The sequence below is a fragment of the Rathayibacter sp. VKM Ac-2803 genome (assembly GCF_009807175.1).
GTDB lineage: Bacteria > Actinomycetota > Actinomycetes > Actinomycetales > Microbacteriaceae > Rathayibacter.
Genome location: NZ_WUCD01000001.1, coordinates 133,707 through 154,279, shown reverse-complemented (window position 1 = coordinate 154,279; position 20,573 = coordinate 133,707). Strand labels below are relative to the sequence as shown.

Here is a 20,573-nt window from a genome sequence, read left to right as displayed (position 1 = left end):
GTGCGGGACCCCGGAGCACTACTCGGCGACGTCGTAGCCGGACTTCTCGAGGTCGGCGACGGTCGCGTCCTGGACGCTCGCGAGAGCCTCCGCGAAGCTGCCCTTCTCGTTGACGGCGGCACTGAAGGCGTTGTTGAACGCGTCGTAGGCGACCGAGACGTTCGGCCCCCAGGTCACCGATGCGGTGATCTGGTCGATCTCGTCGGCGGTCGCGTAGAAGTCGGTCTGCTCGGGCAGGAGGGCGGGAGCGGCCTGCAGCTCGGGCAGTTCGCGCCCGGCGAGGGACGCGGGCCAGATGCTGGCGTACTCGATGTAGGCCTCGAGGGCCTCGGTCGAGGTGTTCAGCCAGAGCGCGAACTCCTTCGCCTGCTCGGGGTGGTCGGAGCCCGTGGTCACGATGGTGCCGCTGCCGCCCAGCACTCCCGAGCTGGGGTCGGACGGGGTCCACTGCGGGATCGGCACGGCGGCCCACTTGCCGATGGTGTCGGGTGCGTTGTTCTGAAGCAGCGGCGGGGTCCACACCGCGCCCAGCCAGCTGGCCAGTGTGCCGTCGGCGAGGGCGGCCTGCCACTCGGGGGTGAAGGTCTTGAACGTCGCGAGGCTGCCGTCGTCGACGAGGCCCTGCCAGTAGTCGGCGACCTTCTGCGAGGCGGGGTCGTCGATGGCGACCGTCCAGGTGCCGTCCTCCTGGCTCCACCACTCGGCGCCGGCCTGCTGGCTGAGCCCGGCGAAGAGCTGGGCGTCGTTCGCGGGGAACGTCGCGAGGTACTTCGTCGGGTCGGCGGCGTGCAGGGCCCTGGCGGCGTCGGCGTACTCGTCCCAGGTGGTCGGGGCGGTGAGGCCGTTCGCCTCGAAGATGTCGGTGCGGTAGTAGAGGAACATCGGAGCCGTGCCCTGGGGGACGGCGTAGTTCACCTCGTCGAACGTCGTCAGCTCCCAGGCCGGGCCGGCCGTCTCGGCCTCCCGGTCGCCCATGATCGAGGTCACATCGGAGGCGATCTCGCTCGTGATCAGGTTGGGCAGGTTCTCGTAGGTGGTGTTCGACAGGTCCGGCAGCGTTCCGGCCTGCTTCGCCGCGCTGAGCTTCGCGACGATCTCCGCGCCGCCGGTGGATGTGTTCACCTCCACCTGGATGTCGGGGTTGGCCTGGTTCCAGACATCGACGATCTTCTCGATGTTGGGCGCCCACGACCAGTACTCGAGTGTGACCGGCCCTTCGGCGTCGACTCCGCCTCCCGATGACGAGTCGGTCGCGCCGGTGCAGCCCGCGAGGAGAGCGGCGGCGGCGAGGGCGGTCAGGGCAGCGAGAGGTCTGCGGAACTTCATCGTTCTCATCGGAGTCTTCATCCCAACGTCGATCCTCTGCGGCTCTGCAGAGGGTGATCAGTCGCCGTCCCCGGAATTCGTTACCGGTAACGATCAGTGCGACAGGATCACCGTAAGACCGACTCCGGCTCGGCGCAAGAGTGAATCGTTACCGGTCACGAAATCGTGGGCGTCTGCCGGAGCGCAGTGTCAGGCGGGCCGCGCCGTCGATGCCCGCACGACCAGCTGCGGCTCCGGGTACTCGACGCTCTCGGCCCGGCTCGAGTCCTCGACCAGCGCGATCAGCGTCAGAACGGCCGCGCGACCCATCGCGTCGAAGTCCTGCTTGATCGTGGTGAGGGGCGGATGGAAGAACTCGGCCTCCGCGATGTCGTCGAAGCCGACGACGCTGACGTCCTCCGGGATCCTCCGGTCGTTGTCGTGCAGCCAGAGCAGGAGCCCGAGCGCCATGCGGTCGTTCGCGGCGACGACGGCCGTCACCTGGGGGTCGCTGCACAGCAGCGGTGCCGCGGCGTAGCCGGATCGGGAGGACCAGTCCCCGTGCACGAGCGGGAGCGCGGGCAGCCCCGCCTCGCGCAGGGACTGCTCGTAGGCGCGCGAGCGGTCCTGCGCCGAGATCCAGAGCTCGGGTCCGGCGAGGTGCGCGATCCTGCGATGACCCAGCTCCAGGAGGTGCGAGACGGCGAGCCTGGTGCCCACCGCAGACGCGCCGCCGTCGCGCCGGCCGCCCCGGTCGATGTGGATCGGGAGGGGCAGGTCGAGCGCCTGCAGCGCCTCATGGACAGCGTCTGTCGGGGCGGTCGCCAGGACGCCCTCGAGATCGCGGCTGCCCAGCGTGGCCAGGGCGTCGTCGAGCTCGGCGCCGTCCAGGGCGTCGACGCTCACGATGTCGAGGGAGTAGCCGGCGCGGCGGGCGGCGTCGCTCGCGCCCTGCATCGTCTTGCCCGGCCCCGTGCCCGACAGCTCGTGCACGAGCGCGCCGAGGCGGTGCGTGCGGCGGGTGGCGAGGGATCGGGCCGTGGTGTTGGTCCGGTAGTTGAGCGCGCGCAGAGCCTCTTCGACCCTGACCCGGTTGGCGGGGCGGATGCCACCGGTGCCGGTGAGGAAGCGCGAGACCGTCTGGTGCGAGACGCCCGCCCTCCGCGCGACGTCGTAGATGGTCGCCGCCCGCGAGGGTCCGCTCGTCATCGATGCCTCCGCTCGCCCGCGTCTCGACGGTGTTAGCGGTAACGATAGGGCACGGGCGCGAGCAGCCCCGGGTCAGGCGGTCGCCACCGGTCCCGTCGATTCCCGGAGGACCAGGCGCGCCGAGACCGCCGTGCGCTCCTGGCGCTCGCCGGTGCGGATCCTCGCGGCGAGCATCCGCAGCGCCTTCTCGCCCAGGAACTGGTGGTCGAGGTGCATGGTCGTCAGCGGTGGCGAGAAGTACTCGGACTCGGGCATGTCGTCGACTCCGACGATCGAGTAGTCCTCGGGAGCGAACCGACCCCGCTCCGCCATCGCGCGCAGGAACCCCAGCGCGATCTGGTCGTTCGCGGCCGAGACCGCGGTGAACGACTCCGGGTCGGCGAGGCGGCCCTGCTCGGCGCCGGAGCCCGCGTCCCACTCTCGGCACCGCAGCACCTCGAGCGGCGCGACCCCCGCCTCCTCGAGTGCCGCGAGGTAGCCGCGCTCGCGGTCGACGGCCTCGTTGCGGTTGCCGGGGCCGGCGACGTGGAGGATCCGCCGGTGCCCGAGTTCCAGGAGGTGGCGGGTGCCGAGGTAGCCCGCGCCGTACGAGTCGGCGTAGGTCGAGTCCTCGGAGGGTCCCGCGTGCTCCGACCTCGTGACGACCGGCACCGAGGCGGAGATGTAGTCGACGAGCTCGTCGAGCCCTTCGTACGGCGTGCCGACGATGATGCCGTCGACCTGGAACGACAGCAGCTTGTCGACCGCGTGCAACATCTCGAGCCGCGCGCTCGGCTCGTGCGGGTCGACCTCGAGCAGCGCCGTGATCAGCGAGAGCCCCTCGGCCCGCGCGGCGCGGCTGACGCCGGTGAGCAGTTCGGAGTGGCCGTAGTTGAGCGGTCCCATCGCGAGGAACCCGACGGTGTCGGTGCTCTGGACGCGGAGGTTGCGGGCGACGCGGTTGTGCCGGTAGCCGAGATCGGCGATCGCGGCCTCGATGCGCACCCGGGTCGCCGGAGCGACGTAGCCGCCCGTGAAGAAGCGCGAGACGGTCTGCGCCGAGACCTCGGCGCGACGGCCGACGTCGGCCATGCTCGGCCGCGCGCGGGGGGAGGGGAGGCTCGTCATCGTTGCTCCTCGGTGATCGCCCGGCTCACTCTACTGAGCGCGATGGCTGTTACCCGATCGTGACCTATCAACCGGTTGGGCGCATTGCCGCCCCAATGTGTTATCGATAACGTATCCCTCATCCACCGCCGGGCTCCATGCGAATCGGCCCCGGCGGATCCGACGTCGATGTCGCGCTGCCCGCGACCTCGCGCAGCGAAAGGACGCGACGATGCGTGCTCTGACCCGAAATGCGACCCGCTCCCTGGCCTTCGCCACGGGCGCCCTCCTCCTCGCCGGTCTCGCCGGCTGCTCCTCGGCCGGCGGCGACTCCGGAGGCACGACCGAGCTCACCTGGTTCAAGCTCACCGAATCGGCCGACTCGGCCAACGCCACGATCACCGAGATCGTCAGCGACTTCGAGGCCGCCAACCCCGACATCTCCGTCAAGGTCGAGCAGCGCGCGGTCGACGCCCACAAGGACGCGCTGCGCACGACCCTCGGCACCAGCGGCGCCCCCGACATCTTCTTCTCGTGGGCCGGGCCGGGCCTCGGCGGCGAGTTCATCGACGCCGGAGCCAGCCTCGACCTGAAGGAGTACTACGACGAGTACGGCTGGGCCGATCGCTTCTCCGAGACCACGATGTCGACCGTCACCCAGTACGGCGGCTACGACGGAGTGCCCTACACCCAGCGCACCGAGGCGGTCTTCTACAATAAGGACCTCTTCGAGCAGGCCGGCATCGACGCCGCCCCCACCACTTACGACGAGCTCGTCGAGGATGCCGGGAAGCTGAAGGACGCAGGGATCACCCCGTTCGAGTTCGGCGGCACCGTCAACTGGCACCTGATGCGCCTGCTCGACAGCCTCCTCGAGACCGAGTGCGGCGCCGACGGCTACCAGGCGCTCGTCACGGGCGAGGCGAGCTGGGCCGACGAGTCGTGCGTCACCGACACCTTCACCGAGTTCGCGACCTGGACGAAGGACTACGTCAACGACGGCTTCATCTCGATCAACAACGACGAGTCGGGCTCGCTCTTCTTCAGCGGCAAGGCCGCCATGGCGATCGAGGGCGACTGGTTCAACCAGCAGATCCGCGACGCGGGCATGAGCGAGGACTCGGTCGGCATCTTCGCCTTCCCCACGGGCACCGACCGCATCTACGGCTTCAACGAGAACAACTACATCTCGGCGAACTCCGAGCACCCTGCCGAGGCCGCGAAGTTCCTCGACTACCTCACGTCTCCCGAGGCGCAGCAGAAGTTCATCGCGACCTTCGGCAGCCGCTCGGTCAACGTCGACGTCACCCCCGAGGGCCAGAGCGAGTTCGACGCGCTCTGGGGCCCGATCACGGAGGCGGCCACCGGCGTCTACATGAACAACGACCAGAACCTGTCGCAGTCGCAGACCACCGAGTACTGGCGCATCCAGAACCTCGTCGCGACCGGCGAGCTCGACCCGTCCGAGGCCGGCTCCGAGTTCCAGAAGTTCATCGACCAGCAGTAGTCGGCGACGGGCGGAGGGGCCGCGCTCCCGACCCCTCCGCCCTCGCGATGCCAGAGAGGTCCGACATGACGACATCCACCCCCGCCCGGCAGCGCCTGAAGCGACGCCGAGCCCTCGCCCGCTTCGGCGGCACCGGCTTCCTCGCCGCGCTCCCGTTCCTCGCCCCGGCGCTCGCCGCCTACCTCGTCTTCGTCGTCGGCCCCTCGCTCGAGTCGGTGCGGCTGAGCTTCTACGAGTGGACCGGCTTCCAGGGAGCGCCCCAGGTCTTCGTGGGCCTCCAGAACTACATCCGGATCTTCACGCAGGACCCGGTCTTCTGGACCGCGTTCTCGAACACGATCATCTGGGTGCTGCTGTCGCTCGTCATCCCGGTCGGCCTCGGCCTGGTGATGGCGCTGGCGCTGAACCGGCCGCTCTTCGGGCGGAACGCCTTCCGCTCCCTCTTCTACATCCCCGGGGTGCTCGCTCCGATCGCCATCGCGAACATGTGGCGCTGGATGTACAACCCGAACTACGGGATCGGCGTCAACCTCGCACAGCTCTTCAACCTGCCCTGGCTCGCCGAGGTGCAGTGGCTGGGCGACAAGAACCTCGCGCTGTACTCGATCTTCGCGGCATTCGTCTGGCAGATCGCGGGCACCAACATGGTGCTGTTCCTCGCCGGGCTCCAGAGCGTCTCGCCCGACCACGTCGAGGCCGCGAAGCTCGACGGGGCGAACGCCTGGCAGGTGTTCCGCAACGTCACCCTGCCGGCGCTGCGGCCGACCACCGTCGTCGTCGTGGTGCTGACGATCATCAACTCGATCAAGGTGTTCGACCTGATCGTCGGCATGACCGGAGGCGGCCCCGCCCAGCAGACGCAGGTGCTCGCGCTGTGGTCGTTCCAGCAGTCCTTCAACAACCACGAGTACGGCCAGGGCAACGCCATCGCGACGGTCCTGCTCGTGATCACCCTCGTCATCGTCGTCCCCTACATGGTGTGGACCGCGCGTCAGGAGAAGAACGCATGACCGTCACGAGCATCCCGACGAGCAGCCCGGGCCTGATCGATCCGCCGAAGCGCGAGCGCCGGCCCGTCGGCGGCCGCGACTTCGTCCGCCTCGGACTCTGGATCGCCCTCGTCTTCGCGGTCCTGATCTGGGCCGTCCCGCTCATCTTCATGGTCTTCACCTCGCTCAAGAGCGAGGCCGACATCTTCAGCACCCCGGCCTTCGTGCCGCCCTGGTCGCCCGACTTCGGCAACTACGTCGAGGCGCTCGACCGCGGCAACCTGCTCACCGCGGGTGGGAACAGCCTGATGATCGCGCTGATCAAGGTGCCCGTCGGGCTCTTCATCTCGGCGGCCGCGGCCTTCGCGCTGGCCCGGATGCGGTTCCGGCGCCAGCGCCTCCTGATGGGCGTCATCGCGCTCGGGGCGATGGTGCCCATCCAGGTCGCGATCGCGCCGCTCTTCCAGGTGATGAACGGGCTGAACCTGCTGAGCAGCAACGTCGGCATCATCCTGCCGTACATCGCTTTCGGCCTGCCGTACCAGACCTTCATCCTCTACGGCTTCTTCCGGCAGATCCCGGAGGAGATCGACGAGAGCGCGCGGATCGACGGCGCCGGCAACTGGCGCCTGTTCCTCACGATCATCCTGCCGCTGGCCCGCCCGGCGCTCGCCGCGCTGTTCATCCTCGACTTCGTCTCGACCTGGAACGAGTACTCCATCGCGCTCGCCCTGCTGCAGAGCCAGGAGTCGTGGACGATCCCGCTCGCCCTGCAGGGCTTCCAGTCGCAGTTCACCAGCTCGTACGGGCCGCTGAACGCCTTCACCATCATGTCCGTGTTCCCCGTGCTGATCGTCTACCTGATGTTCCAGCGCTACTTCGTCGAGGGCGCCTTCGCCGGCGCCGTGAAGGGCTGACCGTGTCGCACGTCACCGCGATCACCGAGCGCTTCTCGCGCGAGACCCGCCTGTTCGAGGTCCTCCGCGACCCCCGCGGGCACGAGATCGTCGAGCGCCACCTCCCGGGGCTCGCCCACTCCTCCATCCTGCACACGCTGCACAGCTACCCCGTCGGGCTCGTCGTCGACACCGAGGAGTCGCTCGACGCCGCTGGCCGCGAGGCGCTGCTGGGCGAGATCGCGGCGATCCCGACGGAGGAGGCTCCTCCGCTGCGCGAGCAGGAGCAGTTCGTCGCCCCCTCGGCGTCGTACGAGCCGGCGGAGGTGGACCTCGGCTCGGCCGCGGTCGTCGCGCCGTCGTCGGTGCCGGCCTACGAGCGGTTCGAGCTCGAGCTGCGCGGCCCGTCGCACGGCAACCCGTTCGTGGACGTCGCGCTGTCGGCGATCGTCGACGGGCCGGGCGGAGCCGTGCGCGTGCCGGGCTTCTACGACGGCGAAGGGGTGTTCCGCCTCCGCTGGATGCCCGAGGAGCCGGGGGAGCACGCCTGGACCACCTCGAGCACCGCGCGCTCGCTCGACGGGATCACCGGGGCCTTCACGGTGACGCCTCCCCTCGAGGGCCGGCACGGGCCGGTGCGGGTCGCCGACACGTTCCACTTCGCGCACGCGGACGGCACCCGGCACCGCCCGCTCGGCACCACCTCCTACGCCTGGACGCACCAGGGCGACGCGCTGGAGGAGCGCACCCTCGCGACGCTCGCGGAGGCGCCCTTCACGAAGATCCGGATGGGCGTGTTCCCCAAGTCGTACCTCTTCAACGAGAACGAGCCGGTGCTCTACCCGTTCGAGGGGTCGCCGGAGGAGGGGTTCGACCACCAGCGTCCGTCGCCGGTCTTCTGGGCGCACCTCGAGCACCGCATCGAGCAGCTGGGGGAGCTGGGCATCGAGGCCGACCTGATCCTCTTCCACGCCTACGACCGCTGGGGCTTCTCGACGATGGACCCCGTCGCCGACGACCGCTACGTCCGCTACGCGGTCGCGCGCCTCGCCTCCTTCGCGAACGTGTGGTGGTCGCTCGCGAACGAGTACGACCTGCTCTTCGAGAAGACGGAGGAGGACTGGGAGCGCTTCGCCGCGATCGTCGCCGAGGACGACCCCTCGCGGCACCTGCTCTCGATCCACAACTGCCGCGACTTCTACGACTACTCCCGGCCGTGGATCACGCACGCGAGCATCCAGCGGCAGGACGTCTACAAGACCGCCGAGTCGACGACGGAGTGGCGGCGCTGGGGCAAGCCGGTCGTCGTCGACGAGTGCGCGTACGAGGGTGACATCGACCAAGGCTGGGGCAACATCACCGGCGAGGAGCTGGTGCGCCGCTTCTGGGAGGGCGCGCTGCGCGGCGGCTACATCGGCCACGGCGAGACCTACGTGCACCCCGACGACGTGCTCTGGTGGTCGAAGGGCGGCGAGCTGCACGGCACGAGCCCCGCGCGCATCGCGTTCCTCGAGTCAGTGCTGGCGGCGGGGCCGGCGAACGGCCTCGAGCCGATCCCGCTCGACTGGGACGTCCCGCGCGCCGGCGTCGAGGGCGAGTACTACCTCTACTACTTCGGCTTCGACCGCCCGACCTACCGCCGCTTCCTCCTCGAGCCCGACGTGTCGTACACGGTCGACGTGCTCGACACCTGGGGCATGACCGTCGAGCGCCTGCCCGGCACCTACGCCGGCCGTTTCCGGATCGACCTGCCGGGCCGGGAGTACATCGCGGTCCGCCTGCAGCGCGCGCCCTGACCCGCGCCCTCCCGGCACCGCGTCGTCGTCGAGGGCGGTCCGCGTCCCGGTTCTGAGCCGCCTCAGCGGGATCGGACCGCGAACGACTCTCCCGGGGCGACCACTCGGATGCGGGACGGGTTGACGATCCGCGACCAGAGGGTGGCGGGGTCGCCGTTGAAGGGCGCGAACTCGGGGGAGTCGACCGAGCCCCAGTGATGGAGGACCAGGTCGGCTCGCGGGTACGCGTTCGCCATCTCGACGGCACCGTCGAAGCCGAAGTGCCATTCGCTGTCGGAGAAGTCGAAGAGGAGGACGTCGGGCTCGGGCATCGTGAGGTGGTGGTCGCGGATCAGGCGGGAGTCGCCGGGCGCCCAGACGACTCCGTCGGGAGTCCGGATCCAGAAGCCGCAGCTGTCCTCGTCGTGGAACACCCGGCCCCGGTAGTCGGGCTGCGCGTTCTGCCAGGCGTGGTCGGCGGGCAGCACGGTGACGTCGACGTGGTCGCCGACGGAGAAGGCGTCCCCGATGTCGTGGCCGGTCCCGGGGATCCCCTCCTCCGCCATCACGGAGGCGACGTACCGGGTCGAGTGGAACGCGGTCGTCGCGGGCACCAGGTCACGGCAGCTCGGGATGCTGAAGTGGTCGTTGTCCGCATGAGTGACGAGGATCGCGTCGACACGCGGCACGTCGTCGACGCCGAGCGGGACGTCGATGAGCAACGGCATGTCGAAGCCGTGCAGCACGGGGTCGATCAGGATCACGGTTCCGCGAGTGTTCACGAGGAAGCCGGCCATCCCCAGCCAGCGCAGCGTGGTGGCGGCGCTCTCCGCGAAGGCGTCCTCGCCGATCGGGACACTGGGAGGGGCGACCGCCTGGCGGTGTGGTCGTGCATCGCTCATCGGGTGCTCCTGTTCGTCGAGTCCACCCCTCGGGTCTCCCCTTCCCGGGGGCGACCGCTGGGAACTCCTTCGCCGTTCCAGGACCGACCCTAGGCCCCGCTGCTCCGCCCCGGGGTGCTCTGCCCGAACACCTCTCGAGAGAGCATCCCGCGCGGGCTGCTCGAGGTCTTCGATAGGAGGAGCGACCGAGAGGAACACGAGATCGTGATGGAGACTCCGGCGGCCGGGCGCCGTCGACTGACGCTGCTGCTCTGCTCGTCGGGCTTCTTCCTGATCACGCTCGACATCCTGATCGTGAACGTCGCCCTGACCGCCATCGGCCGGGACCTCGGCGGCGACACGGTCGCGCTGCAGTGGACCATCGACAGCTACACGCTCGTGTTCGCTGCGCTGCTGCTGCTCGCCGGGAACCTGTCCGAGCGCCTCGGCGCGAAGCGCGCCTTCCGCTCCGGGATCGTCCTGTTCGCGGTGGCGTCGATCGCGTGCGCACTGGCTCCCTCGATCGAGCTGCTGATCACGGCGCGCGCGGTCCAGGGAGCGGGCGCCGCGGTGATGCTTCCGGCGTCGATGGCGCTGATCCGCGAGGCGTACGCCGACGATCGCGAACGGACGCGGGCGCTGGGCGTCTGGGCCGTCGGCGGGGCCGTCGCGACGGCCGTCGGCCCGGTGCTGGGCGGTGCTCTCACGACCGGAGACTGGCGGCTCGTCTTCGCGATCAACCTGCCGGTGTGCGTTCTCATGCTCGTCCTGCTCCGCGCCGTCGGTCGTTCTCCGGTCGCGACCTCCCCGTTCGACTGGGCCGGTCAGCTCGCCTCCCTCGTCGGGCTCACCGCGCTGGTCTTCGGTCTCATCGAGGGCGGCGCGGTCGGATTCACGTCACCGCTCGTCCTGACGAGTCTCTCGACCGCCGTCGCGGCGATCGTCCTGTTCCTCGTGATCCAGGCACGGGTCCAGCATCCGATGATGCCGCTCGATCTGTTCCGCTCGAGCGGCATGCGGATCTCGCTCGGTGTGGGCTTCGCCTTCATGGTGAGCAACTTCGGCACGGTCTTCGTCCTGAGCCTCTTCCTCCAGCAGCAGCTCGGCCTGCCACCGCTCCTCGCCGGTCTCGTGTTCCTGCCCGGCGCGGGCTTCAGCATCCTCGGCAACATCGCCAGCGGAGCGCTGGCCAACCGCTTCGGGACCCGCGTCCCGATCGTCTCCGGGCTGCTCCTCATGGCTCTCGGTCTCGTTCTCGCGGTCGTCACCGCTCCGCTCGCCTCGCCCGTGCTGGTTGGGGCGGCGGTCTGCCTCACCGGACTCGGCGGCGCCGTCACGATGCCGCCGGTGACCTCTGTCGTGCTGAGCAGCGTCCCGCCCGCCCGAGCCGGGACGGCCAGCGCCGTGTTCAACACGTTCCGTCAGGTCGGAGGCGCGGTGGCGATCGCCGTCTTCGGCGCCTTCATCGCCGACAGGGCTTCCTTCGTCCCGGGCCTGCAGCTCAGCCTCACCGTCGCGGCCGTCCTCATCGTCGGTGCTGCCGTGGCGAGCCTCTTCCTCCGCACCGGATCGGCTTCCGTACCGACCTGAACGGGCTCTGCCGCGTAGTCGGAGGTGCCCGCGTCAGTCCGTGTCGCGGGCGAGCACGGCGAGCGACGGCGCGCGCCCCGACTCGATATGGGCGGCGGCGACCGCCTCGGCCAGGCGCGGGTTGCCGGAGCGGATGGCGTCGACCGGCCCGTGGTGCGCGTCGGACTGCTGTCCCTGGTCTCTCGCGGAGGTGAGGTACGCGAGCCAGGTCATCCGGCCCGAGATGCCGCGCATCAGCGTGCCGAGCAGTTCGCTGGCACCGATCTCGACGATCGACTCGTGCAGGAGGGTGGAGGTCTCGGAGGCGGCGAGCCAGTCGGCGTCGTCGAGGGCGCGCTGCTCCGCGTCGAGGGCGTCCAGCATCGGCTGGAGCGAGGCTCCCCTCGCGACCGCCTCCGCGGCGAGCCGGGCGGCCAGGGTCTCCAGGCTGAGCCGCGCGTCGTACAGCTCCAGCCGCGCGAGTGCTCCCGGCGACGCGACAGGGGCGGGCGACCCCCTGAGGGTCGCCCGCCCCTGCGGACTGGTGGTCAGACGATCATCGTGTCCGCGTAACCGTCACGTCCTCGGTCAGCGAGATCTCGCGACCATCGACGGTCGCTGTCAGGGTGACCGCGATCGTCCCTGTCGGGACCGAGGTGCCGGGGAGGGTGATGGTCCTCGTCACGGTCGCTCCCGCCTTGAGCGCGGGCAGCTTCACCGTGCCGTAGGGAGTCGCGAGGGCCACACCGGCCGCGACGTCCTCGTTGTTCGTCGCCGTGACGGTCACCTTCGTCGTCCGGCCCGACACCGTCGAGACGGCGGAGAGGTCGATGTCCAGGGTGCTGGTCCGCTCGTACGAGAGTCCGTGGCCGAACTCGAACAGCGCTCCGTCATCGGTCTCGTCGTATCCGGCGAGGTCGCTGTACTGGTGCTCGACCGCCGCGCGGGTCCCGGCCAGGGCGAACGGCATCCGTCCCTGCGGGTCGAACCCGCCCGAGAGCACGTCCATCAGCGCCGTCGGGCTGCTGCCGAAGCCGGCCACGATGGCACCGGCGTCGCGCAGTCCGCTGGCCTCGTCGAGGACGAACGGCTGACGGAAGTACACGTTGAGGATCACCTTGTCGGGATCGCCGACCTCGGCCATGGCCTGCTGCACCACGTCGAGCGACGGGGTCACCTGCCACGACTCCGACTCCGACATCCCCGTGAAGTCGAGGATGCTCGACTCCCACGGCAGCGAGCCGCCGAAGCGCAGACCGTTGTCGCTGCAGGTCGCCGCGGGGTCGATCACGCAGGCATCGGTCGCGCCGTAGCGGCTCTCGCCGTCGAGTCCGTCGAAGCCCTCGGCGACGATCGGGTTGATCGGCGCTGTCTCGGCTGCCACGCGGCTGTCGTACTCACCGGTGTTCACGTTGTTCGCCCGCATCGAGACGATGACGTGGTCGCTGCCCTCCGCGCTCGGGCGGTTGCCGTTCTCGTCGAGGACGTTGCCGTCGACGACCTCGTAGCCGTACTCGGCCACGACGGCCGGGTCGAGGTCGCCCAGGACGTAGACCTTCGCGCCCGCCGTCAGGGGCAGCGCGGCGGTGCCGGCCGATGTCGTCTCGTTCTGGAGCAGGACGAGTGACTTGCGCTGGAGGTCGAGAGCGGTCTCCCCGTTCTCGACCGAGCCGACGATCGCGTCGGCGGCCGCCGCATCGACGTACGGGTCCTCGAAGAGCCCCATCTGGAACAGCGGGGTCAGCAGGCGGTCGGCGGCGAGCGAGACGCGCTCCTCGGTGACCAGGCCCTGCTCCACGAGATCGGTGATGGTCTTCGTGTCGCTGAATCCCGACAGCGTGTCGGTACCGCCGTTGATCGCGGTGGCGACCCGCTCCGGGACTGTCGCGTCTTCGAGACCCCAGGCGCGGTCGTTGATGATCCCGGTGTCGGAGTTCACGTATCCGTCGAAGCCGAGGTCGTCGCGCAGCAGGCCGTTCACGATCTGGTCCGAGAAGGCCATGCCGAGCGGGTTGTACTGGACTCCCTGGTACTCGACGTCGATCGGGACGCCGTAGTAGGGCATGATCGACGACACTCCGGCGTCGATCGCGGCCTCGAACGGCTTGATGTGCTCGCCGAACGCGCCGCCCGGGTAGACCTGGGTCTTGCCGAACGAGTAGTGCGGGTCGAAGCCGAGCTCCTGCGGTCCGCCGCCCGGGAAGTGCTTGAGCGTGAGCGCGACGTCGGTGTCCTCCGAGAGCGAGACGCCCTCGCCGTCGACCGGCCCCTGCAGCTCGCGCACGAGGGTGCCCATGATCTCGGAGTTGAGGTCGGCGTTCTCGGTAAACGTCTCGTGGGTGCGGTACCAGCGCGGCTCCGTCGAGAGATCGGCCATGTAGCCGTACATCCCGCGGAGGCCGATCGCCGACCACTCATCGCCCATGACTCCGGTGAAGTCCTCGATGACGCCCATGTCGCCCAGCGACGCCGTGCCGGTGACCCGCGCCTCGCCGAGCGCCGCCGCAGCGAGTCCCGCCTCCTTGGGGAAGGCCGTCATCGCTCCGGCCGCCTCGTTGATCCCGAAGCGGACATCGGGATCGATGTGGTTGCGGGCGTTGGACTTGAACAGCGACGGGATCCCGAGGCGGCTCGACTCGGACAGCTCCTGCACTGAGTTCGTGAACGTCGCGGCCTCGCTCGCGGTCGGCGAGGTGCACGATGCCGAGGCGGCATCGGCGACGACGCTCCTGAAGACGAAGCGGCGCATGTTCTGGTCGTTCAGGAGCGCCACCCCCGAGGCAGGCACGATCCCGCGCTCGCCCGTGGTCTCGTCGCAGGAGGCGTTCATGGTGTTGATCAGCATGAGCCCCGCCTTCTCGGCGAGGGTCATCCGGCCGACGAGGTCGCCGACGCGCTCCTCGACGGAGAGGCGCCAGTCCTCGTAGGGCTCCACGGCTCCGGTGGCGTTGAGATCGCGGAACTGCAGTCCGTCGAGGGTGACGGTGTCCTTGACCCTCGACTCGATGGTCGGCTGACTGGCTGCGGCTGCGGCGGGGAGGGCCTGGGCCGTGACGGCCCCTCCCGTCAGCGCCAGCGCGGCGATGGTCGACACTGCGAGCGCCGAGCGCCTCGAGCGTCTGGTCCGGGTGGATGGCATCGATCGATCTCCTTTGATCCTCTGGCTGAACGCCCGGCTCGCGGGCACCGCCCCCAGGGGCAGTGGCCCTACTGTGTCGCCGCCCCCAGCGGCCGAGAAGCGATTGCCAGCAGTTGTCGCCGTCGCGGAGGGTCAGACCCGACCGGAGAGATCGAGCGCCACGCGATCGAACCCCGCCGCGCCGACCGCCCGGAGCACCTCGCCCCGCAGCGGGCTGTTCGCGATCAGGCTGAGGTCGCGCGCGGGCGCGGCGATGATCGCGAGATCACCGTGGTGGAGGACTCTGACCTCCGCGAGTCCCAGACGTCGCAGCTCGTACTCGGCCACATCGACCTGGGTCGCCTGCTCGGGAGTGAGGCCGCTCACGGCGGCGGAGCTCTCCGCCGTCTCGCCGGCGGTCTCGTTCTTCGACAGGTCGGTCATCCGGTCATGGTGCCGTATTCCGGCGACACCGCCACCGGTTGCTGCCTGTTGCCAGAACAACACCGATCCGGCGGCATCCCTTGGCAACTGCGCGCAGGGCTCGCCTACTATCGGGCCATGGCGAAGACGTCGAGCGGGCCGCCGGACGAGCCGGAGGTCCCCGCGGAGCCGACCGCCAGGCGTCTGACGATCTACGACGTGGCGGCCGCGGCCGGAGTCGCCCCCTCGACGGTGTCGCGCACCTTCTCGCGGCCGGGCCGGGTCAGCGCCGAGTCGGCCGCGCACATCCGCCGGGTGGCGGCCGAGCTGGGCTACCGCACTGATCCGCTCACCCGCCCGGCGCCCGCCGTCGAGTCCTCGCTGATCGCGATCGTCGTCGCGGACGTGACGAACCCCTACTTCTTCGACCTGCTCCGCGGCGCGGAGGAGCAGGCCTCCGAGGCCGACTACACGCTCCTCGTCGCCGACGTCCAGGAGTCGGCGCAGGCCGAGAAGCGGGTGCTCGACCGCACCCTGCCGATGGTCGCCGGCATCGTCCTGGCCACCTCGCGGCTGTCGGACTCGGCGATCAGGATGGCCGCGAGACAGCGGCCGACGGTACTGCTGAACCGCTCGATGAGCGACGTGACGAGCGTCACCTCCGACAACGCGGGCGGGATGGCCCGAGCCGTTGATCACCTGGCGCAGCTCGGCCACACCTCGATCACGTACGCCGGCGGGCCGGAGGCCTCCTGGGCGAACGGCATCCGGTGGCACGCTCTGCGCGGGGCGACCCAGGAGCGGGGTCTGAGGACGCGCAGGATCGGACCGTTCGAGCCGACCCAGGCCGGCGGCCTCGCCGCCGCCAACGAGCTGGCCTCGTCGCAGGCGACCTCCGTCATCGCGTACAACGACCTGATGGCCATCGGACTGCTCAGGGGTCTGCAGAGCCTCGGCGCCCGGATCCCCGAGGACGTGTCGGTGCTCGGGTTCGACAACATCTTCGGCTCCGACTTCTGCACGCCGCCCCTGACGACCGTGGCCGCACCGCTGCGGCAGCTCGGTGCCGTCGCGATCGACACCCTCCTCGCCGATCTGCGCGGCGCTGCGCCGCGGCGCCCCAGCGACGCCAGCGGCGGTCTCAAGACGGCCCTGCTCCCCACCCAGCTGATCGTCCGCGAGTCGACCGGTACCGTCCGCCCGACGCGGCGGTGGGCGAGCATGCGCCGAGCCGGTGGCCGCTGAACGCACGGCAACTGACGGCAACTCGTTGCCGCCCCGCCCAGCGCTTGGGTGAATGGACTCCATCGCGCCGACGCTGCGCAGAGCACCCGCACCAGCTCTGCCCGGGATCCCCTCGTCGCCGACACCCCCTGCATCACCCTGCGCACTGCATTCGAAGGAGAATCACATGCGGAAGAGCACTCGGCTCCTCACCACCGTCTCGATCGCCGCCGTCGCCTCGCTCGGACTGGCGGCCTGTTCGGGCGCCGGCGAAGAGGAGTCCTCCGGCGGAGGCGGCGGCGAGAGCAGGACGCTGCGCCTCGCCCTCAACCAGACCGAGGAGCACCCCTCGTACATCGCCCTCGAGGCGATGGGCGAGCGGCTCGACGAGGCGACCGACGGCCGCTGGTCGATCCAGGTCTACCCCAATGAGACCTTGGGCGCGCAGGCCGAGACCCTGCAGCTGGTGGGCGACGGCTCGGTCGACATGGCAATCGTCTCCGGTCCGCAGCTCGAGAACCTCTCGTCGGACTTCCTCGTCTACGACCTCCCGACCGTGTTCGACTCGATCGAGCACCAGATGACCGTCGTGAACGACTCTCCCGATCTCACCGACGAGCTCTACACCTCACTCGAGGAGAGCAACAACCTCACAGTGGTCGGCGGCTTCACGCAGGGCGCGCGCAGCGTCTACACGAAGGACGGACCGGCGGAGGAGCCGGCCGACCTCTCGGGCCTCAAGATCCGCGTCCAGGAGAGCCCGCTCTTCATCTCGCTGATCGAGGCGCTCGACGCCTCGCCCACTCCCCTCGCGTTCGGCGAGGTCTACACGGGCCTGCAGTCCGGCGTCATCGACGGCGCCGAGAACAACGAGGTCTCGTACTTCACCCAGAAGCACTACGAGGTGGCGCCGTACTTCTCGTACACCCGTCACCTGATCGGCCTCGACTACCTCATCGGCAACACCGGCGTGCTCGACGAGATGTCCGAGGAGGACCGCGCGGCCTTCACCGAGGCGTGGGGTGAGACCTGGCAGCAGCACACCGAGCTCTGGAACGAGGCGACCGAGTCGGCGATCACCGACGCCACGGCCGCGGGAGCCACCTTCACCGAGGTCGACAGCGAGGCGTTCGCCGACGCCATCTCACCCCTGCTGGACGAGTTCATCACCGACGAGCGCCAGGAGCAGCTCTTCGACGAGGCCCGCGCCGCCGCCGAGTGAGTGGAGGAGGCGACCGCCGCCCGCGGTCGCCTCCCACTCCCGTCCGACCGCCCCGTCGCGGCACGAACCCTTCGAGAAGGACGACGACATGTCCGAAACACCCCCGTCCGGCGGCGCCCCCGAGGGCGGCGCCGTCCCGCCACCGCGAGCCGTCCTGGTCCTCGACCGCGTGCGCCGCGGACTCGATCGAGTCCTCGGGATCGTCTGCATCGTCCTCTTCGTCGCCCTCGTGGCGATCGTGAGCTGGCAGGTCTTCACCCGACAGGTACTGCAGAACTCGGCGCCGTGGACGCAGGAGGCCGCGCTCTACACCTTCGTCGTCCTGGCGCTGATCGGCGCGGCGCTCGTCTTCTCGGAGCGCGGCCACATCGCGGTCGAGATCCTCGTCGACAAGTTCTCCCGGCCTGCGCAGCGACTCGTCGCCGTCCTCGTCCAGCTGATCATCGTCTTCTTCGCCCTGTTCGTCTTCGTGCTGGGCGGCTCGCGGATCGCCGAGAACGCCTGGGGCCAGGCGGTCTCCACCCTCCCCATCACCGTCGGCCAGGTCTATCTGGCCCTCCCCGTCGCCGGAGTCCTCATCACCGTCTACTCGCTCATCCACCTCGCCCGCATCCTCACCGGGGCAGAGGATCCGACTCCCGCGCTCGACGACACCACCGAGGCGGTCTGATCGCCGTGGACACCGCGACCGTCATCGCCACCGTCGTCCTCCTCGGCGGCATCACCCTCGGCATCACCTTCGGGCTGCCCGTGGCAGTCGCCATGGGTCTGCCCTCGGCCCTCGCGATCGTCGTCCTGCTCGGTTGGGAGGGCGCGGCCCTCACCTCCGCCCAGCGCGTCTTCGCGGGCACCAACTCGTTCGCGCTGCTGTCGATCCCGTTCTTCATCCTGGCCGGCGGCCTGATGAACACCGGAGGCATCGCCACGCGCCTCATCGATCTGGCCCTCGTGATCGCGGGTCGGCTTCCCGCCCCGCTCGCCCAGACGACGGTCGTCGCGAACGCGATGTTCGGAGCCGTCTCCGGCGCCTCCGTCGCCTCCGCCGCGGCGGTGGGGACGGTGCTCTCTCCGCGGATGCGCAAGGACGGCTACGACCCAGCGTTCTCGGCGGCGGTCAACGCCGCCGCCTCTCCCGCCGGCATGCTCATCCCGCCGAGCAACACCTTCATCGTCTACGCGCTGGTCTCGAGCACCTCGATCGCCGCGCTGTTCCTCGCCGGCGTCGGCCCGGGCCTGCTGTGGGTGGCCATCTGCGCCGTGGTGGTCGCCCTCCACGCCCGCAAGAACAAGGGACTCCCCGTCGCCGCGCGCCCCACTGCGCGCCAGGGCTTCGTCATCCTCCTCCGCGCGATCCCCGCACTGCTGATGATCGTCATCGTGATCGGAGGCATCCTGAGCGGCTTCTTCACGGCCACGGAGTCAGCGGTCATCGCGGTGATCTACTCGTTCCTCCTCGGCCTCGCGCAGCGCACCCTTCCGCTGAAGTCCCTCCCCAAGGTCGTGCTCGACGCGTCGAAGACGACGGCGATCGTCATGCTCCTGATCGGGGTGTCCAGCATCCTCGCGTGGGTCCTCTCGTACGCGCGGATCCCGCAGCTCATCACGGAGGGACTGCTCGGCGTGACCGACAACGTCACCGTGATCCTGATCCTGATCATGGTGGTGCTCCTGCTCGCGGGAACCGTCATGGACCCGACTCCGGCGATCCTGATCTTCACGCCGATCTTCCTGCCGGTCGTCACGGCGCTCGGAGTCAGCCCGATCCACTTCGGCGCGATGATGGTCTTCAACATGTGCCTCGGCAACATCTCGCCGCCGATCGGCAACAACCTCTTCGTCGCGGCGCGGGTCGCCGGCGTCCGCATCGAGCCGGTGATCAGCCGCCTGTGGCCGTTCTTCTGGGCGCTCTGCGTGGGCCTGTTCATCGTGACCTTCGTCCCGCAGCTCTCGCTGTGGCTGCCTACCGCCTTCGGCCTCATCGCGCCGTGACCCCGCGCTCGGCGCTCCCCACGCCCTACGGGTGCTCGGGAGCGCCCCGCACCCCTGTTCCCCGAGCCCGTCGGGCTCGATCCAGCAAGAGACGCCCCGAAGGGCGGAAGTGAGGAAGCCATGATCATCGACAAGGCCGAAGTGATCGTCACGAGCCCCGACCGGAACTTCGTGACCCTGAAGCTGACCACCGACGACGGGCTGACCGGCCTCGGCGACGCGACCCTGAACGGCAGGGAGATGGCGGTCGTCGCCTACCTGCGCGAGCACGTCGCTCAGCTCCTGATCGGGCGCGACGCCTCCCGCATCGAGGACACCTGGCAGTTCCTCTACCGCAGCGCCTACTGGCGGCGCGGACCGGTCACCATGGCCGCCATCGCGGCCGTCGACATGGCGCTCTGGGACATCAAGGGTAAGGCCGCCGGCATGCCCGTGTACCAGCTGCTCGGCGGAGCGTCGCGGTCTGGCCTGCTGGCCTACGGGCACGCCTCCGGCAAATCGACCGACGAACTCTTCGACTCGGTGCGCGAGCACCAGGAGGCGGGCTACCGCGCGATCCGCATCCAGACCGGGGTGCCGGGCCTGAAGTCCATCTACGGGATCGCCTCGAACGCGACCTTCGAAGCCAACAGCGGCGTCCGCTACGACCACGAGCCGGCGCAGCGCGGCGCACTGCCGAACGAGGAGGACTGGGACACCCGCAGCTACCTCCGCCACGTCCCGACCGTCTTCGAGGCCGTCCGCAACGAGTTCGGCCCCGAGCTTCCGCTCCTGCACGACGCCCACCACCGGATGACGCCGATCCAGGCCGCGCAGCTGGGCAAGTCCCTCGAGCCCTACGACCTCTTCTGGCTCGAGGACTGCACACCGGCCGAGAACCAGGAGGCGCTGCGGCTGGTGCGCCAGCACACGACGACGCCGCTCGCGATCGGTGAGATCTTCAACTCGGTCTGGGACTACCAGCAGATCATCCGCGAGCAGCTCATCGACTACGTGCGCAGCGCTGTCACCCACACCGGAGGCATCACGCACCTGAAGAAGGTGCTCGACTACGCGTCCCAGTACCAGATCAAGTCGGGCATGCACGGGCCGACCGACATCTCCCCGGTCGGAATGGCCGCGGCGATGCATCTCGGGCTCGCGATCCACAACTTCGGCATCCAGGAGTACATGAAGCACGGCGAGAAGACCGACTCGGTGTTCCAGCAGTCGTTCACCTGGAGCAACGGGATGCTGCACCCCGGCGACCAGCCGGGGCTCGGCGTCGAGCTCGACGTGGACGAGGCGGGGAGGTACCCGTACGAGCAGGCCTACCTGCCCTACAACCGTCTCGCAGACGGGACCGTCCACGACTGGTGACCGATCGTCCTCGTCCGCATC

17 protein-coding genes are annotated in these 20,573 nt (G+C 69.7%); 10 read left to right on the top strand and 7 right to left on the bottom strand.

Annotated features, from left to right (window positions below; translation table 11 throughout):
- Nucleotides 1-18 precede the first annotated feature (18 nt).
- From GRS96_RS00700 to GRS96_RS00690, 3 genes are all read right to left on the bottom strand, one after another.
- Nucleotides 19-1,326, bottom strand: a complete 1,308-nt coding sequence (locus tag GRS96_RS00700; protein WP_159855468.1) for an ABC transporter substrate-binding protein — start codon at nucleotides 1,324-1,326, stop codon at nucleotides 19-21.
- A 189-nt stretch (nucleotides 1,327-1,515) separates the two neighbouring features.
- Nucleotides 1,516-2,514: a LacI family DNA-binding transcriptional regulator gene (locus GRS96_RS00695; RefSeq protein ID WP_159855470.1), complete on the bottom strand. Its 999-nt coding sequence runs from the start codon at nucleotides 2,512-2,514 to the stop codon at nucleotides 1,516-1,518.
- Nucleotides 2,515-2,586: 72 nt separating this feature from the next.
- Nucleotides 2,587-3,621, bottom strand: a complete 1,035-nt coding sequence (locus tag GRS96_RS00690; RefSeq protein ID WP_159855472.1) for a LacI family DNA-binding transcriptional regulator — start codon at nucleotides 3,619-3,621, stop codon at nucleotides 2,587-2,589.
- Nucleotides 3,622-3,832: 211 nt separating this feature from the next.
- On the opposite strand from GRS96_RS00690, the gene GRS96_RS00685 reads away from it, so the two are divergent.
- From GRS96_RS00685 to GRS96_RS00670, 4 genes are all read left to right on the top strand, one after another.
- Nucleotides 3,833-5,107 (top strand): ABC transporter substrate-binding protein, encoded by a 1,275-nt coding sequence (locus tag GRS96_RS00685; protein ID WP_159855474.1) that lies wholly within the window; start codon nucleotides 3,833-3,835, stop codon nucleotides 5,105-5,107.
- A 65-nt stretch (nucleotides 5,108-5,172) separates the two neighbouring features.
- Nucleotides 5,173-6,117, top strand: a complete 945-nt coding sequence (locus GRS96_RS00680) for a carbohydrate ABC transporter permease (protein ID WP_159855476.1) — start codon at nucleotides 5,173-5,175, stop codon at nucleotides 6,115-6,117.
- Complete coding sequence (locus GRS96_RS00675; RefSeq protein ID WP_159855478.1) at nucleotides 6,114-7,013, top strand: carbohydrate ABC transporter permease; 900 nt, start codon at nucleotides 6,114-6,116, stop codon at nucleotides 7,011-7,013. The genes GRS96_RS00680 and GRS96_RS00675 overlap by 4 nt, the downstream gene beginning before the upstream one ends.
- 2 nt (nucleotides 7,014-7,015) lie before the next feature.
- Complete coding sequence (locus GRS96_RS00670) at nucleotides 7,016-8,788, top strand: DUF5605 domain-containing protein (RefSeq protein WP_236553531.1); 1,773 nt, start codon at nucleotides 7,016-7,018, stop codon at nucleotides 8,786-8,788.
- A 62-nt stretch (nucleotides 8,789-8,850) separates the two neighbouring features.
- Here the strand turns inward: GRS96_RS00670 and GRS96_RS00665 are convergent, their stop codons facing one another.
- Nucleotides 8,851-9,669 carry an MBL fold metallo-hydrolase gene (locus tag GRS96_RS00665; RefSeq protein ID WP_159855480.1) on the bottom strand — a complete coding sequence of 273 codons (819 nt, stop codon included), beginning with the start codon at nucleotides 9,667-9,669 and terminating at the stop codon, nucleotides 8,851-8,853.
- 207 nt (nucleotides 9,670-9,876) lie between these two features.
- Here GRS96_RS00665 and GRS96_RS00660 point away from each other — a divergent pair, with 207 nt between their 5' ends.
- Nucleotides 9,877-11,238, top strand: coding sequence for a DHA2 family efflux MFS transporter permease subunit (locus tag GRS96_RS00660; RefSeq protein ID WP_159855613.1), 1,362 nt, complete (start codon nucleotides 9,877-9,879; stop codon nucleotides 11,236-11,238).
- A 33-nt stretch (nucleotides 11,239-11,271) separates the two neighbouring features.
- Here the strand turns inward: GRS96_RS00660 and GRS96_RS00655 are convergent, their stop codons facing one another.
- The 3 genes from GRS96_RS00655 to GRS96_RS00645 all read right to left on the bottom strand — a co-directional run bounded on the left by GRS96_RS00655 (nucleotide 11,272) and on the right by GRS96_RS00645 (nucleotide 14,779).
- Complete coding sequence (locus tag GRS96_RS00655; RefSeq protein ID WP_268817142.1) at nucleotides 11,272-11,685, bottom strand: FCD domain-containing protein; 414 nt, start codon at nucleotides 11,683-11,685, stop codon at nucleotides 11,272-11,274.
- An 88-nt stretch (nucleotides 11,686-11,773) separates the two neighbouring features.
- On the bottom strand, nucleotides 11,774-14,356 hold the full coding sequence (locus tag GRS96_RS00650) for a glycoside hydrolase family 3 N-terminal domain-containing protein (RefSeq protein ID WP_159855482.1): 2,583 nt from the start codon (nucleotides 14,354-14,356) through the stop codon (nucleotides 11,774-11,776).
- A 132-nt stretch (nucleotides 14,357-14,488) separates the two neighbouring features.
- Nucleotides 14,489-14,779: a hypothetical protein gene (locus GRS96_RS00645; protein ID WP_159855484.1), complete on the bottom strand. Its 291-nt coding sequence runs from the start codon at nucleotides 14,777-14,779 to the stop codon at nucleotides 14,489-14,491.
- A 117-nt stretch (nucleotides 14,780-14,896) separates the two neighbouring features.
- On the opposite strand from GRS96_RS00645, the gene GRS96_RS00640 reads away from it, so the two are divergent.
- The 5 genes from GRS96_RS00640 (at nucleotide 14,897) to manD (ending at nucleotide 20,552) form a co-directional block, all read left to right on the top strand.
- Nucleotides 14,897-16,003, top strand: coding sequence for a LacI family DNA-binding transcriptional regulator (locus tag GRS96_RS00640; protein ID WP_159855486.1), 1,107 nt, complete (start codon nucleotides 14,897-14,899; stop codon nucleotides 16,001-16,003).
- Nucleotides 16,004-16,169: 166 nt separating this feature from the next.
- Nucleotides 16,170-17,204, top strand: a complete 1,035-nt coding sequence (locus GRS96_RS00635; RefSeq protein ID WP_159855488.1) for a TRAP transporter substrate-binding protein — start codon at nucleotides 16,170-16,172, stop codon at nucleotides 17,202-17,204.
- A gap of 88 nt (nucleotides 17,205-17,292) precedes the next feature.
- Nucleotides 17,293-17,874: a TRAP transporter small permease gene (locus GRS96_RS00630; protein WP_159855490.1), complete on the top strand. Its 582-nt coding sequence runs from the start codon at nucleotides 17,293-17,295 to the stop codon at nucleotides 17,872-17,874.
- 5 nt (nucleotides 17,875-17,879) lie between these two features.
- The gene (locus tag GRS96_RS00625; protein ID WP_159855491.1) at nucleotides 17,880-19,193 is read left to right on the top strand and encodes a TRAP transporter large permease; all 1,314 of its coding nucleotides are present in this window, start codon (nucleotides 17,880-17,882) and stop codon (nucleotides 19,191-19,193) included.
- A 120-nt stretch (nucleotides 19,194-19,313) separates the two neighbouring features.
- Nucleotides 19,314-20,552 (top strand): D-mannonate dehydratase ManD, encoded by a 1,239-nt coding sequence (gene manD / locus GRS96_RS00620; protein ID WP_159855492.1) that lies wholly within the window; start codon nucleotides 19,314-19,316, stop codon nucleotides 20,550-20,552.
- Nucleotides 20,553-20,573: the final 21 nt, after the last annotated feature.